13 protein-coding genes are annotated in these 14,473 nt (G+C 51.2%); 12 read left to right on the forward strand and 1 reads right to left on the reverse strand.

Translation table 11 applies throughout. The features are described 5' to 3' along the window. Positions 1 to 152: 152 nt before the first annotated feature. From SPSPH_RS01135 to SPSPH_RS01175, 9 genes are all read left to right on the forward strand, one after another. Positions 153 to 1,289 carry a 2-oxoacid:acceptor oxidoreductase subunit alpha gene (locus tag SPSPH_RS01135; protein WP_075752416.1) on the forward strand — a complete coding sequence of 379 codons (1,137 nt, stop codon included), beginning with the start codon at positions 153 to 155 and terminating at the stop codon, positions 1,287 to 1,289. A 12-nt stretch (positions 1,290 to 1,301) separates the two neighbouring features. After that, the gene (locus tag SPSPH_RS01140; RefSeq protein WP_075752418.1) at positions 1,302 to 2,120 is read left to right on the forward strand and encodes a 2-oxoacid:ferredoxin oxidoreductase subunit beta; all 819 of its coding nucleotides are present in this window, start codon (positions 1,302 to 1,304) and stop codon (positions 2,118 to 2,120) included. 1 nt (position 2,121) lies between these two features. Continuing rightward, positions 2,122 to 2,643, forward strand: coding sequence for a 2-oxoacid:acceptor oxidoreductase family protein (locus SPSPH_RS01145; RefSeq protein WP_075752420.1), 522 nt, complete (start codon positions 2,122 to 2,124; stop codon positions 2,641 to 2,643). A 114-nt stretch (positions 2,644 to 2,757) separates the two neighbouring features. Next, on the forward strand, positions 2,758 to 4,500 hold the full coding sequence (locus SPSPH_RS01150) for a LytS/YhcK type 5TM receptor domain-containing protein (protein WP_075752422.1): 1,743 nt from the start codon (positions 2,758 to 2,760) through the stop codon (positions 4,498 to 4,500). Next, positions 4,460 to 5,242, forward strand: a complete 783-nt coding sequence (locus SPSPH_RS01155; protein WP_075752424.1) for a LytR/AlgR family response regulator transcription factor — start codon at positions 4,460 to 4,462, stop codon at positions 5,240 to 5,242. Before SPSPH_RS01150 ends, SPSPH_RS01155 begins: the two co-directional genes overlap by 41 nt. Before the next feature lie 147 nt (positions 5,243 to 5,389). Then, positions 5,390 to 6,793, forward strand: a complete 1,404-nt coding sequence (locus SPSPH_RS01160) for an SLC13 family permease (protein WP_075752426.1) — start codon at positions 5,390 to 5,392, stop codon at positions 6,791 to 6,793. A gap of 15 nt (positions 6,794 to 6,808) precedes the next feature. Next, on the forward strand, positions 6,809 to 8,314 hold the full coding sequence (locus SPSPH_RS01165) for an acetyl-CoA hydrolase/transferase family protein (protein WP_075752428.1): 1,506 nt from the start codon (positions 6,809 to 6,811) through the stop codon (positions 8,312 to 8,314). A gap of 321 nt (positions 8,315 to 8,635) precedes the next feature. After that, entirely contained in the window at positions 8,636 to 8,965 is a 330-nt protein-coding gene (locus SPSPH_RS01170; protein ID WP_075752430.1) for a hypothetical protein, read from the forward strand. Positions 8,966 to 9,006: 41 nt separating this feature from the next. Continuing rightward, complete coding sequence (locus SPSPH_RS01175; protein ID WP_075752432.1) at positions 9,007 to 11,748, forward strand: cation-translocating P-type ATPase; 2,742 nt, start codon at positions 9,007 to 9,009, stop codon at positions 11,746 to 11,748. Between the two features lie 70 nt (positions 11,749 to 11,818). Here SPSPH_RS01175 and SPSPH_RS01180 read toward each other — a convergent pair whose 3' ends face one another. Next, a complete protein-coding gene (locus SPSPH_RS01180; protein WP_075752434.1) occupies positions 11,819 to 12,043 on the reverse strand; it encodes a DUF1450 domain-containing protein in 225 nt (74 codons plus the stop codon). Between the two features lie 184 nt (positions 12,044 to 12,227). On the opposite strand from SPSPH_RS01180, the gene SPSPH_RS01185 reads away from it, so the two are divergent. The 3 genes from SPSPH_RS01185 to SPSPH_RS01195 all read left to right on the forward strand — a co-directional run bounded on the left by SPSPH_RS01185 (position 12,228) and on the right by SPSPH_RS01195 (position 14,381). Beyond that, entirely contained in the window at positions 12,228 to 12,626 is a 399-nt protein-coding gene (locus SPSPH_RS01185; protein WP_075752436.1) for a carboxymuconolactone decarboxylase family protein, read from the forward strand. A 102-nt stretch (positions 12,627 to 12,728) separates the two neighbouring features. Further along, positions 12,729 to 13,697, forward strand: coding sequence for a DUF1858 domain-containing protein (locus tag SPSPH_RS01190; protein WP_075752438.1), 969 nt, complete (start codon positions 12,729 to 12,731; stop codon positions 13,695 to 13,697). Between the two features lie 15 nt (positions 13,698 to 13,712). Continuing rightward, positions 13,713 to 14,381, forward strand: a complete 669-nt coding sequence (locus tag SPSPH_RS01195; protein WP_075752440.1) for a hypothetical protein — start codon at positions 13,713 to 13,715, stop codon at positions 14,379 to 14,381. Positions 14,382 to 14,473 lie beyond the last annotated feature (92 nt).

A 14,473-nucleotide genomic window follows, 5' to 3' on the forward strand; every position in this document is an offset into this window, starting at 1 on the left:
GACTTGATTCAGGTGGGGGGTTAACCCCAACTGAATCCTAGTCGGAATTATCCAGGGGCTTAGTCGCGCTTACTCCCGCCGAAAGAGACGGGAGTCTTAGAGCGAGTTAGCCATCGGATAAATAGGAAGATGACGAACGGAGGAATGTATTTATGGCAAAAGCAGTACTGATGCAGGGAAATCATGCTTGTGCAGAAGGCGCGCTTGCCGCCGGTGCCAGGTTTTTCGCCGGCTATCCGATAACACCGTCTACCGAGGTGGCCGAGCTGTTGGCCAGGCGCCTGCCGCAGGTGGGCGGTACCTTTATCCAAATGGAGGACGAGATTGCCGGCATGGCCGCCACCATCGGCGCCTCACTGACAGGTGTGAAATCCCTGACAGCCACCAGCGGTCCCGGTTTTTCCCTGAAACAGGAGTTAATTGGCTATGCCTCTATGGCCGAAGTACCCTGTGTTATCGTCAATGTACAGCGGGTTGGCCCCAGCACCGGCCAGCCGACCTCGCCGGCCCAGGCCGATATCATGCAGGCCCGCTGGGGTTCCCATGGCGACAGGGGAGTTATTGCCCTCAGCCCTGCCAGTGTCCCGGAATGTTTCAGCCTGACGGTGGAGGCCTTTAATCTGGCTGAGAAATATCGCACGCCGGTAGTGCTGCTGCTGGACGAAATCATCGGTCATATGCGGGAAAAAATCGAGCTGCCCGAGCCGGACAGCCTGAAGCTTATTAGCCGGAAAAAGCCCGCTTTGCCGCCGGGCGAGTTTCTTCCTTATAAGCCGGAAGCAGATGGTGTTCCCCCCATGCCGGCCTATGGTGACGGCTACCGGTTTCATGTAACCGGGCTGGCCCATGATTATACCGGCTTTCCCAGCGGTGCCAACAGTACTTCGCATGAATTGATTGCCAGGCTGCATACCAAAATTACCGATCATATTGATGATATTGTTACCTTTGAAGAACAGCAGCTGGACGATGCCGAGGTTGCCGTTATTGCCTTCGGCGGTACGGCCCGTACGGCCTATGCCGCCATTGAAATGGCGCGTGAACAGGGAATCAGGGCAGGCTTGTTCCGGCCCATTACCATCTGGCCGTCGCCGGAAAAACAGCTTGCCGCCCTGGCGAAGCAGGTCAAAACCATTATTGTGGCCGAACTCAACTACGGGCAGTATGTCGATGAAGTGGAGCGGATTGTTGCCGGACAGGCCCGGGTGATATCGCTGGCCAAATGGAATAATGATCCGATTGCACCTGCCGAAATGCTGGCAGCCATTGCCGAAGCAAACGTCAAATAGGGAGGGAACAAGATGGAACAATTACTGGAAAAATACTTTCGCCCCAAACTGCCGCATATGTGGTGTCCCGGCTGTGGCAATGGCATTGTAACGGCCGCCATTGTCCGGGCTATTGACAAGCTGGGGCTTGATCAGGATAAAACCACCATTGTGTCGGGAATTGGCTGCTCGTCACGGGCTCCCGGCTATCTGCATTTTGACACCCTGCATACGGCCCATGGCCGGGCGCTGCCGTTTGCTACCGGGATTAAGCTGACCAAGCCGGGGCACAAGGTGCTGGTTATTACCGGTGATGGCGATGCTACCGCTATTGGCGGCAATCATTTCATTCATGCTGCCAGACGCAACATTGATCTTACTGTCATTGTCTTTAACAACAATATCTATGGTATGACCGGCGGGCAGTACTCGCCGCTGACGCCCCATCTGGCCAAAGCCACCACCGCCCCTTACGGCAATGTTGACCGCGCTTTTGATTTAGCTGAGCTGGCCAAAGGGGCCGGTGCCACCTTTGTTGCCAGGTCAACCACCTACCATGCCAAGCAGCTTGCCGAACTGGTAGCCAAAGCCATCCAGCACGAAGGCTTTGCCGTGGTGGAAGCCATGACCGGCTGTCCCATCTCGTTCGGCAGGCAGAACAAGCTGGGAAAACCGGCCGCACTGCTGGCCTGGCAGCGGGACAATACCGTGCCGGTCGAAGCCATGGGCAAGCTTACACCGGAGCAGCTGGCCGGGAAAATTCCCATAGGTCTGCTGCATCAGAAAACTGCGCCTGAATATACGGCCGAATACGGCAAAATCATCAAACAAGCGATGGGAGGGCGTTCTTAGCATGATGGAAGTCAGATTAAGCGGCTCAGGCGGGCAGGGATTGATCCTGGCCGGCATCATTCTGGCCGAAGCCGCCATTGCCGACGGCAAAGAGGCCATACAGTCCCAGTCCTACGGGCCGGAAGCCCGCGGCGGCTCCAGCAAATCGGAGGTCATTATCAGTGATGCACGCATCCATTATCCTAAAGTTGCGACTCCTGACCTGCTTCTGGCCATGACCCAGGAAGCACTCAATAAATATGGTCCGGACCTCAAGGAAGACGGCCTGCTCATTATTGACAGCACCTTTGTCCGGGATGTGCCGGCACACTACAAACAGGTGCATGCCGTTCCCATTACCCAACTGGCAAAAGATAAGTGCGGCCGTGAACTGTTCGCCAACATCGTTGCCCTCGGGACCATTGCCAAACTCACCGATACCGTCGGCCTGACCGCTCTGGAACAGGCCGTGCTGGCCCGTGTGCCCAAAGGAACTGAGGAAATGAACAGGCTGGCGCTCCAAACCGGTTATCAGGCTGTGTAACAGTATATGGCAACCTCTGAAGATTGTTTGTCAGAGGTTGCCATATATTTTAGGGTAATTTATTAATACATTATGCTACAATAACAGTAAAGCCTGGCGTATGGAGTGAATGGCATGGACATTGGCTTAATGGACGTAATAAAAAATATTGCCGTGCTGGGGGTAGCTGCCTATTTAACTACCCAACTGCCGCCTTTTCGCCGGGCACTCAGCCAGTCGCAGTACCGGCTGCGGGATAAGCTGGTTTTAATTTGCATTTTCGGCTTCTTTTCAGCACTGGGGAATTATCTTAGCATCCCCGTCCTGGGAGCCATAGCCAATACCCGTATTGTCGGCGCTGTAGCGGGCGGGCTTCTGGGTGGCCCGATGGTGGGGCTGGGCGCAGGGATTATTGGTGCTATCCCCCGGTATTTTATGGGGGGCTTTACCATGATTCCGGCTGTTATAACCAACGTTATCGTAGGCTATCTGAGCGGACTGGTTTATGCCCGGTACGGTGTCCGGAATATCGGGGTGAAAACAGCCTTGGCCGTGTCCTTTGGCGCTGAAATTATCCTCAAGGTCATGATACTAGCCTTTTCAAGCTCGTCTGAAGCTGCGTGGGAATTAGAACGGGTTATTGCCATTCCGACGACTGTTGCTAATTGTCTCGGGGTCATGCTATTTGTATATATTGTGCGCGACGTATACCAGGAGCAGGAAAAAGTTCAGGCCAAGGCAGCACAGCAAGCCATGCAGGTCATCCACAAGGCCAATGGAGTTTTGTGGAGCGGTTTAACTATAACGTCAGCCCAGCAGGTGGCAGAGATCATTCACTCGGAAATAGAAGCCAATGCGGTAGCCGTTACTGACACGGAAAAAGTGCTGGCTTTTATCGGCGAAGGTGCGGATCACCATATTATTGGACAGCCTTTTATAACGCAAGCTACCAAACTGGCCAGGCAACACCGGCATACTGTTATCACCAATGACAGGACAAGTATTGGCTGCCCCGTCTGCTCCTGTCCCCTTACGGCGGTAATTGATGCCCCCTTGCTTGTTAATAACCGTTTCCAGGGGAGTATTAAGGTATATAAAACAGGTGCCGGCATTATTTTGCCTTATGAGGCTGAATTAGTGCAGGGGATTGCCAATTTTTTGAGTCTGCAGTTGTTGCATGGTGAACTGGAAGCCAAAACTATGCTGTTAGCACAAGCTGAGTATAATTCCCTTCGCGCCCAAATTCACCCCCATTTCATGTTCAACACCTTAGGCACGATCAGAGCTATCATAAGGACAGACCCGGAGCAAGCCCGGGCATTAATTAAGGACTTGTCCGACATTATCAGACGGCATATCCGTCCGGGCAGAGAAATGAATACCATCGCGGAAGAAATGGATTTTGTGGACAGCTATATCCGCCTGGAACAAGCCCGGTTTGGTGACCGTATCCAAATTATTAAAGTCATTGATCCGGAATCTTACGATCAGGCAGTGCCTGTTTTTGCCGTGCAAGTGCTTGTGGAAAATGCCGTAAAACATGGGATTTCGCCTAAAAAAGAGGGCGGTATTATTGAAATCCGTGTACGCAGGGAGGATAATATTGTTTACATTTCGGTGCGGGACAACGGCGTTGGTATTGCGGGTAAGTCCCCCGCGCACTTGCTGGAGGCACAGCCTATGTCCCAGATTTCGGCAGGGATCGGGATTGGGATTAATAATGTTCATGCCCGTATTCAGCGGCTGTTTGGCCATGAATTCGGTATTTCGATAAAAAGCGGAGAAAACGAAGGCACCTGCGTGTCCATTCGTTTGCCCTGGCGGGAGGTGGCGTCAGATGACGCGGATGAAGGGCGTAAAAGTTGTTATTGCCGATGATGAAAAATTAATGGCCCAGGAACTCCGGGCTTTGTTGCTGGAGCTATATTCCGATTTGCAGATAGTAGGCGTGGTGCATGATGGTGAGACTGCGTTGCAGTTAGTGAAAACTCATAAGCCTGATATTGCCTTTTTAGATATTCAGATGCCGGGAATGACCGGGCTGGCGGTAGCGAAACGGCTTATTGCCGCTGAAGAGCCGCCGGCAGTGGTTTTTGCCACTGCCTATGATGAATATGCGTTAAAAGCCTTTTCGGTAAATGCGATGGACTACATTCTTAAACCATATGATGAGGCAGATATCCGGCGGGTCATGGAAAAGTTCGAGAAAATGCTGGCCGGAACCAGCGTAAAACCAAAGGAGAGCGATAATAAAGATTTGTCAAAGCCAGGCGGTATCCGTAAATTTTCACTCGAAAAGGGAGACCGGATGGAGATTATCGATAGTGACAAAATTGAGCTGATTTATGCCAAAGATAGGCTTGTATACATTAAAACTTTGGATGGAGAGATTTATCGAACCAAGCTGACACTGCAGGAATACGAAGGCAAGTTGCCGGCAGAGTGTTTTTTCCGCTGTCACCGGAATTATATCGTGAACGTCAATCAGATTAAAGAAATTGCCACCTGGTTCAATAAAGGATATATTCTGATATTGAAGAAAAATGCGGCAGGCAAAAGTCAGGAAGTTCCGGTAGGCCGGGCGTATGCTGCCAGGCTGCGGGAGTATATAGAACTGTAACCGCCTGTGAGGCGGTTTTTTTGTGCTTGTTATTGTCCGCTGGTAAGTGATTTTTTGTTGTTGGTCGAGATAACATAGCTTCCCCGGCTATTAGTATTTAGAATTAAGCCAGGTTTCAAAATATTTAAACTATTGCGGAGGGGAAGTATGAGTAAACAGAAATGGTTGTGTCTCCTAGCTGCTTTTGCCTGCCTGTTCGGGATCGTCTGGCTGACGCCCGAGGTAAAGGGGCTTAGCTTGGCAGGGAAAAAGTCAATTGGTGTGGCTGTTTTTGCTATTATCGTGTGGGTTTCTCAGGCACTGGACGATGCGATTAGCGGGCTTGTTATTGTATTTTTGCTGGCGGCGCTGGGTGCCACCAAACTGGGAGAAGCCTTTAGCGGGTATGCCAATACCGCAGTCTGGTTAATTGTCATCGGCTTTATTATGGCCGGGTGTATGGAAAAATCCGGGCTGTCGAAAAGGATTGCCTTGTTGCTGGTTAATTCTGCCAAGGGATCAGCTGTAAAGGTGTATTGGGCGGTAGCCTTGGTCATGCTGGTCACAAGTTTCCTGGTGCCTTCGATCACCGCCCGGACACTGCTAATGCTGCCGATCATTGTCGGCATTGGCCAGGCATTCGGTGCCAAACAGGGGGAAAGCAATATTGTTAAAGCGCTGCTGTTTATTGTGGCTATGAGCGGTACTATGATGAGTATCGGCATTCTTACCGCCCATGTCGGCAACCCCATTACCGTTGGTTTGATTGAGGTCGCTACCCAACAAACCATTTCCTGGGCGGAGTGGTTTAAAATCGGCGCTCCGCCTGCTTTTCTGCTGGCAGGAGTATCAGTATTCCTGCTGCAAAAAATGTGGGCTCCTGAAATTAAGAGCCTGGGACAAGGCCAGGATTATGTGCGCAGGGAGCTTGCCGCCTTAGGGACACTTACCTCCCAGGAAAAGTATACGCTGGTAGTATTTTTGCTCACCCTGGCCTTGTGGGCCACCGACTCGGTTCATAAAATAAATGTTGTGCTGGTGGGAATGGTGTCGGTTGTCTTGCTCTTGTGGCCCGGTTCGGGGATTATGGACTGGAAAGAAGCGCAAAAGAAAGTTCCTTGGAATATTTTTGTTCTTTACGGGGCCGGTTTGTCTATGGGAACGGCGCTTGTGACTTCCGGGGCCGCTAAATGGCTGGCAGGTACTATGCTTGGACCAATCGCTCCGATGGCGCATGCCATGCAAATGATTGTCCTGATCTGGATTGCAACCGCGCTGCAGATATTCTTCACCGGCGGCGGTCCGAAAACCACTGCCCTCACGCCGATTGTTATTGCCCACGCGGCGACCATCGGTGCCAATCCATTGCCGTTCGCGCTCATTCTGGGCATGAATATGCAGCATCAGTATCTGCTGCCGGTAAGCAACATGCCGAACGCCATTGCGATTGGTACAGGCCATGTGACCTCAGGCGATATTATTAAGACCGGTGCGGTAATGAGTATTCTGGCCGCTGCCTTTATGAGTGTTATGGTCGTAACCTACTGGCAGTGGCTGGGGGTAGTGCAGTAAGAGGAGGTTTAACTTATGAACAATTTATCAGCAAGAATCCGAAATACAACATTGCAGGAAAAAATTATTTCTGCAGAGGAGGCCGCGTCTTTGATTAAGGCCGGCATGAATATCGGCACAAGCGGTTTTACCCCTTCCGGCTATCCCAAGGCGGTGCCGCTGGCTTTGGCCGAAAGAATCCGGCAGGAAAAATTTACAGTCAACCTGTGGACCGGCGCCTCGGTCGGTAAAGAACTGGACGCGGCTTTGGCGGAAGTAGGCGGAATCGCCAAAAGGCTGCCCTATCAGACTAATGCTGTTACCAGGCAGGCCATTAATAGCGGGCGCATGCAGTATACCGACCTGCATTTGAGTCATGTGGCGCCAATGGCCCGTGCCGGTTTTCTTGGCGGCAAGGTGGATGTTGCTATTGTGGAAGCCTGTGCCATTACCGAAGCCGGACATATCGTTCCCACCACCTCGGTGGGCAATGCCGCCGCTTTCGTGCAGTTGGCCGATACAGTCATTGTCGAACTTAATGTGGCGCAGCCGCTGGCACTGGAAGGAATGCATGATATTGTCACACCCGGCCTACCGCCCGTACAGGCCGTATTGCCGCTGGTTAATGTAGCCGATAGGATTGGTGTGCCGTATATTCCCTGCTCAATCGAGAAAATCGCCGGCATTGTCGTAAGTGACATTCCTGACGACGTTCGGCCCCTGGCTGCCGTTGATGCCGATGCCAAAGCCATGACCGGGCATCTTATCAAGTTTCTGCAGGCGGAAATTAAGGCCGGGAGAATGCCTGCAAACCTTCTGCCGTTGCAATCGGGGGTCGGCTCTGTTGCCAATGCCGTTATCACCGGACTGGTGGACTCGGATTTTTCCAACCTGACGGTGTACACCGAGGTAATCCAGGACGGTATGCTGGATTTAATTGATGCCGGCAAACTCACCTTTGCCTCCGGTACGGCGCTTACCCCGTCACCGCAGGGGTTACAGCGGTTTTATGCCAATCTTGACAGATACAAAGACAAGCTGGTTTTGCGGCCGCAGGAGATTTCCAACCATCCGGAAATCGCGCGCCGGTTGGGGATTATTGCCATGAATACCGCTATTGAATTTGACATCTATGGGCATGTCAACTCCACTCATGTCATGGGCAGTAAAATTATGAACGGCATCGGCGGTTCCGGTGACTTTGCCCGCAACGGTTATCTGACCTGCTTTTTCAGCAGCTCGGTAGCCAAGGACGGGGCAATATCCTGTATTGTGCCCATGTGCTCCCATATTGACCACACTGAGCACGATGTTGATGTATTCATTACCGAACAGGGGGTGGCCGACATACGCGGTCTCAGCCCCAAAGAGCGGGCCCGGAAAATCATCGGCAATTGTGCCCACCCGCGTTACCGTCCCCGGTTGCTTGACTATCTTGAACGGGCAGAGAAAGCTACCGGCGGAGCCCATACGCCGCACTTGTTAGCCGAGGCGCTGTCCTGGCACTGCCGTTTCCTGGAGACCGGAACCATGCAGTTCTAATTAAATGTAAAAAAATACTAAAAATTACAGATGATGCAAACTATTGACAGATATTGGAACACTAATTATAATAAAAGTATAATTAAATATTGCCTCAAGGGGAGTAACCTTTACAGCAAAGTCGTCAGTGCGCGGTGCGTGGGCCCCGGCTTTGTTGGCAGTATACTGCTGTTGGTAAGACCTTGCCTTTTTTTATTAAAAGGTAAGGTCTTTTTAATTTTTATGTAGAGAACAACCGGAAAGGAGGGCTTATGGACCGGCTGTTTGCAATCTGGACAGATCAAAAAGCCTATGAACAAAAGGCGATCTGGGGGGATATACTTGGACTGGCAAAAAATAACCGGCTATTTTGGCTTGCTGTGTATTATGATTGCCATTTTAGCCCAGGTAATTGCCAATACAGTTCCGAATTATCTGGGTATCCAACCATCTGACGCAATTATCCGCTGGGCAACCTATTTGTGGGCTTATGCCACCATTGTGACCGGATTTTATCTGAAACAAAAAAACGGACATTTTTTCGAAATATGTCTGGGCTTGCTGGCTGGCGCTTTATGCCTGGTAGAATGGCTGATCATGCCGGTGACCGTGATCTATTTTTTCCGGGTTTTCACTAAGCTTAGCAAGATGAACGGTGGTTTGCCATTTTGATTGCCTGCATGATCACTTAAATAACAAGGAGGCTTACTTTCATGGAAAAGCAGTGGCACCAGTTGACCTCAACCGAGGTTTTAACTGCACTTAATTCAGACCTGGAGCGCGGTCTGTCCTCAGCCGAAGTGGCCAATCGTCTGGCGCAATATGGCTACAATGAATTGCGGGAAAAAGCCCGGGAGCCCCTGTGGAAAAAGTTTCTCAATCAGTTTAAGGATTTTCTGGTGTTAATTCTCCTGGTGGCCAGCGTCATTTCGCTGGCCGTTGGCGAAGTGGCCGATTCGCTGGTTATTATCGCCATCGTAGTGCTCAATGCCGCCCTGGGGGTATTTCAGGAGGCCAAAGCCGAAAAGGCCCTGGAAGCCTTAAAGAAGATGAGTGCTCCGACCTCGAAGGTTGTTCGCGATGGCGGGATTAGTACCATTCCGTCCCGGGAACTGGTCCCCGGCGACATCATTCTCCTGGATGCCGGCGATTATATTCCCGCTGATGTGCGGATACTGGAGTCGTTTAACCTGAAGGCCCAGGAGGCCTCTTTAACCGGTGAATCGGTGCCGGTTGAGAAGGAATGTGCTGTGGTTGCAGCAGAAGCGCCCCTGGCAGAGCGCCATAACTTAGGTTTCATGAGTACTGTCGTAACTTACGGCCGCGGTAAGGCCGTCGCCGTCGGTACGGCCATGAATACCGAGATTGGCAAAATTGCCGCCATGCTGCAGACTGTCACCGAAGACAGCACCCCGCTGCAAAAAAAGCTGGCCGAGTTTGGCAAGGGACTTGGCGTTATCTGTCTGGCCGTTTGCGCCATTATTTTTGCCATGGGGCTGTGGAAAGGTTATCAGGACGGTGCGTTAACCTTTGATGAAGTGCAGATGATGCTGATGACCTCTATCAGTCTGGCCGTTGCCGCCATTCCCGAAGGCTTGCCCACAGTGGTGACCATTGTGCTGGCGCTGGGGATGCAGCGGATGGCCAGAAAAAATTCCATTATGAAAAAGCTTCACGCCGTGGAGACTTTGGGCAGTATCTCGGTAATTTGTTCTGATAAAACCGGAACACTTACCCAAAATCAAATGACGGTGGTTAAAGTTTTCACTCCTGGCAGGATGTATGCGGTAAGCGGCGAAGGCTACAATCCTGCAGGCCAATTTACCCATCAGGAACTGCCGGTAGAGGCAGCGGCCGAAACCGAGCTTGACTTGCTTTTGCGCAGTGCTGTCCTGTGCAATGACGCCCAGTTAAAAGCCGCTGCCGATAATAAAACCTGGTCGATTATCGGTGACCCCACAGAAGGGGCCTTGGTGGTGGCCGGCTACAAGGGCGGCTATACTCAATCTCAGCTGGCGGGGCAATTTCCCCGGCTGCAGGAAATTCCCTTTGATTCCGGCCGGAAGATGATGACCACCCTGCATCGATTTGACAGACAACTGCGCACCTTTACCAAAGGCGCTCCCGATGTCCTGTTAAGCCGTTGCACGGCCATTGCCACCGGCGGTTCGGTCCGCCCCTTGACCGAGGCAGAAAAGGCCGTCATCCAGGCGGCTAATAAAGAAATGGCTTCCAGCGCCCTGCGGGTACTGGCTGTAGCCTACCGCGACTTTGACAGCAAGCCGGATATGACTAATCCGGCCGACATTGAAACCCAGCTGGTATTTATCGGACTGTTGGGCATGATTGATCCACCCCGGCTGGAAGTCAGGGCAGCGGTTGAACTGTGCAAAGGCGCCGGTATCCGGCCGGTGATGATTACCGGCGACCATCCCGATACTGCCTTTGCCATTGCCAAAGAACTCGGCATTGTAACAGGCTCAGCCCAGGTGCTTACCGGCAAAGACCTTGACGCCATGTCCCCGGAGGCTTTAAAACAGGCCGGGGAGACGACCGGCGTATTTGCCCGGGTATCCCCGGAGCATAAGGTTGCTATTGTCGAAGCGCTCCGCCAGAACAAACATATTGTCGCCATGACCGGCGACGGTGTGAATGATGCGCCTGCCTTGAAAAAGGCCGACATCGGGGTGGCTATGGGCATAACCGGCACCGATGTTACCAAAGAAACCGCCGATATGGTAATATCTGACGATAACTTTGCCACCATTGTTGCGGCTGTGGAAGAAGGCCGGGTTATTTATACCAATATTAAAAAGTTTATCTACTTCCTGCTCTCCTGCAATGCTTCCGAAGTCCTGGTCATCTTCTTTGCCATTCTTTTCGGCTGGCCGCTCCCGTTGTTACCCATTCAGTTGTTATGGGTTAACCTGGTAACAGATGCCTTCCCGGCTTTGGCCCTGGGGGTTGAAAAGAAAGAACCCAATGTAATGCGCCTTAAGCCGCGTGACCCGGCTGAGCCGCTGCTTGGCGGCAAGCTGAAAACCCTGATTGTGGTGCAGAGCCTGGCTATTGCCGTCACGGTGTTAGTGTCCTTCCAGTACGCTTTGGCAAGCTATGGCGGTGACCTCACAGTGGCCCGGACCTTTGCCTTTATTACCCTAATTACCACCCAGATTACCTGCGCCTATGCGGCCCGTTCCGAATACTATTCCGCATTCTCACTGGGCTTTTTCAGCAACAAATTTTTAAACGGCGGCGTTGCGCTTTCCTTTGGCCTGCTGCTAGTGTCGGTTTACGGCCCCTTGCATCTGATATTTAAAACCATTGAGCCAGGCCTGCACGAATGGGGCTTTCTGCTGGCCGTGGCTGTTATCCCCTTCCTGATTACTGAGTCTGCCAAATGGCTGTTAAAATTGTCCGCCAAACCGGCTCAGTCCATGGATGTAAGCAACTAACCACTGCCGTTTTATGCAGAAAGACCGGACGATTTCCTTAACAGGATTAGCGTCCGGTCTTTTACCTTTTTCAGCCCAGCAGATTTTTGATTTCTTCAAAGAGATCATGCGTAATGTCGCCGGTGACCAGATGATCATTGACCTTGGCAATATACATTTCGGCACAATCGCCGCATTCGCCCAAACAGGGTTCTATCGATATCTCAGCCGTTTTAAATCCGGCCCGGCATTTTTCCACAAGCTCTTCCATACCTTCGTTTTTCAGGTTGTTTTCACAGAACTGCAGCACATTCATGACTTTGTCCTCCTTGGATTTTTTTCGAAGTTTAGTTTTGGCCTGATAACGGCAAACTATGTGCAGAGATTTAGTCAGGTTCTGTGACGAGAATCACACCGTCCTGTGACATTTGGCAGCGAAATGGAAAGAAAACCTGTAATATAATTGATTCAGGAGATAGAGCCGGAAGGAGATAATAAGCATGGCTGATTTTAATAAACAACAAATGATTGCCGAATTTAAAAAACAATTTGGTTTTGTGCCTCCCTGCAGTATGGGTGCAGGCGATTTGGGCGAAGATATGCAAAAAATCATTAGCGAATACCATCACATTATTTGGGGCGAGGGTGTTATTCCCCTGAAGTACCGTTACTTGATGGCACTGGCTACCGCCGTTTACGGCGATGATGATGTCCGCGCCAAGCTGGAACTGTTAAAAGCCCTGAATCATGGAGCTACCCGGGAAGAAGTTATTGAAGTGTTTCGGCAGCAAGTGTGGATGAAAGGTGCTCACACTATTGTCAAACTTAGCCCATTGATTAAATTTATGGATACCATCTATGAAAAAGCCCAGCATAACGGTGAACCGGGCAGTCACTAATTCCTGAGACTAACCTGCTTAATACTCTCAGTTTCTATAAGCGGGAGTTTGGGCGGCACCCCTGGTGAAACATATTATGAAAAAATAAAGGAGGTGGCAGCCATGCTGCCCAAAGGAGCAAACTTACAGAAAATCAGGGAAGGAAAACGAACCTATGCGATAACTCCCCATTTACCCGGCGGTTTTATCAAGCCGGAAGTCATGCAAAAGTATGTGGATGTTTCGAAAAAATATGGCGGAATCATGAAGTTGACCTCGGCCCAGCGCATTATGATTACCGGATTAAAGGCCGAAGATATTGAAGCTATCTGGGAAGATCTTGGTATGCAGCCGGCCCTGGGTTTTGCCAACTGCGTGCGCAGTGTTAAGATTTGCCCAGGCAATGCTTTCTGCAAGCGGGGTAAACAAGACAGTATTAAACTCGGCCTGGAACTTGATAAACGGTATATCAAAAAAGAAATGCCCAGCCGGATTAAATTGGGGGTGTCGGCCTGCCCTAACTCCTGTGCGGAGTCTTATGTCAAGGATGTCGGTGTCATTGGCACCGATGCAGGCTGGGATATCTACGTCGGCGGCAGCGCCGGGGCGCATCCCCGGCTGGCCGATAAGCTTATTGAAGGACTCAATTATGACGACACCCTGCGGATTATTGAGATAGTTATGCGCTATTATCAAAAACATGCCGATATTGAGCGTATCGGACAATTTATTGACCGCATCGGCTGGGAAAAATTCAAGACCGATATTCTGGCAGAGTTCTATGGTGAAAAAAGTGCGGTTGTCGAGCCGAAGGTACCACAAACCGAGGCAGGAGAAAAGATTGTGCCCCTGCCGGGCGGGCTTACCGAAGGCAGCCTGGTATTTGGCGATGCCATTACCGCCGACAGTGTCATCAGCGATATTATCCGGGTTTATCCGCAAACCGTCCCGGTATTCCGCTCTTTCGGCATGGGATGCTTAGGTTGCCCGTCTTCAGCCGGTGAACCTGTTACCCAGGCTGCGGAAATTCACGGTCTTAACCTGAAAGAGTTGCTGGCCGCCTTAAATAAAGTCGTTCCGGCCAACAAATAAAGGAGGATAACAACAATGAGCGCTTTTTTAGCACCCATCCATTACTGGTTGTATAACAAAATTCGCCATGTCATTGAACGGGAACAAAGAATTTTTGCCGAAGCCGACAGCCTGTGCGGCGCCACCGCCGAGGAGGCCCGTTCCCAGGCCTGGCAAAGCTATGGGGAACCACTGCCAGATGCCGACCTGCAGGAGTATATTGATCAAAGCAATATTCATGGCTGGCTGCAGCGGCAGATTAATATTGCAGAAAGCCGGGAGGCTGCTTTTGTCCAGGCGCTGGTTGATAACTGCGGTGACGCGGCCATTGATGTAGCGCGCAAGGCGTTTGGCGAACATGGCGCGCATTGCGCCCGGCACGCCGCCGCCCAGGGTAAGTACGAGACGGCTACCGCCCCTGGTATTTACAAAGCCATAAATGATTATTATCTAAATGGTATGCCTTGCGATCAGGCAGATGCTATTATTGAAAACGCCGCTGACAAGATGGTGTGGGAAAGTGCGGTTTGCCTGCAGGAACCCAATTGGAAGCGGGCCGGGGCGGATGGCCAAACCATGAAAAAACTTTATAACGAATGGCTTACCACTTTTGTCAATACGCTTAATCCCGGATTTTCCTTTCGGCAAACGACTGACGCCAAGGCAGGCGGTACTGCTAATCGATACGAAATCACCAGGATATAGGCTGTAAGAGCCGTAGTATGTAAACTACGGCTTTTCCCTATTTCCAAAACTGGCGGCTTATGCTATAATCTTGTCTTGTATTGTCAACATAA

The organism is Sporomusa sphaeroides DSM 2875 (assembly GCF_001941975.2).
In the GTDB taxonomy this organism is placed as follows: Bacteria; Bacillota; Negativicutes; order Sporomusales; family Sporomusaceae; genus Sporomusa; species Sporomusa sphaeroides.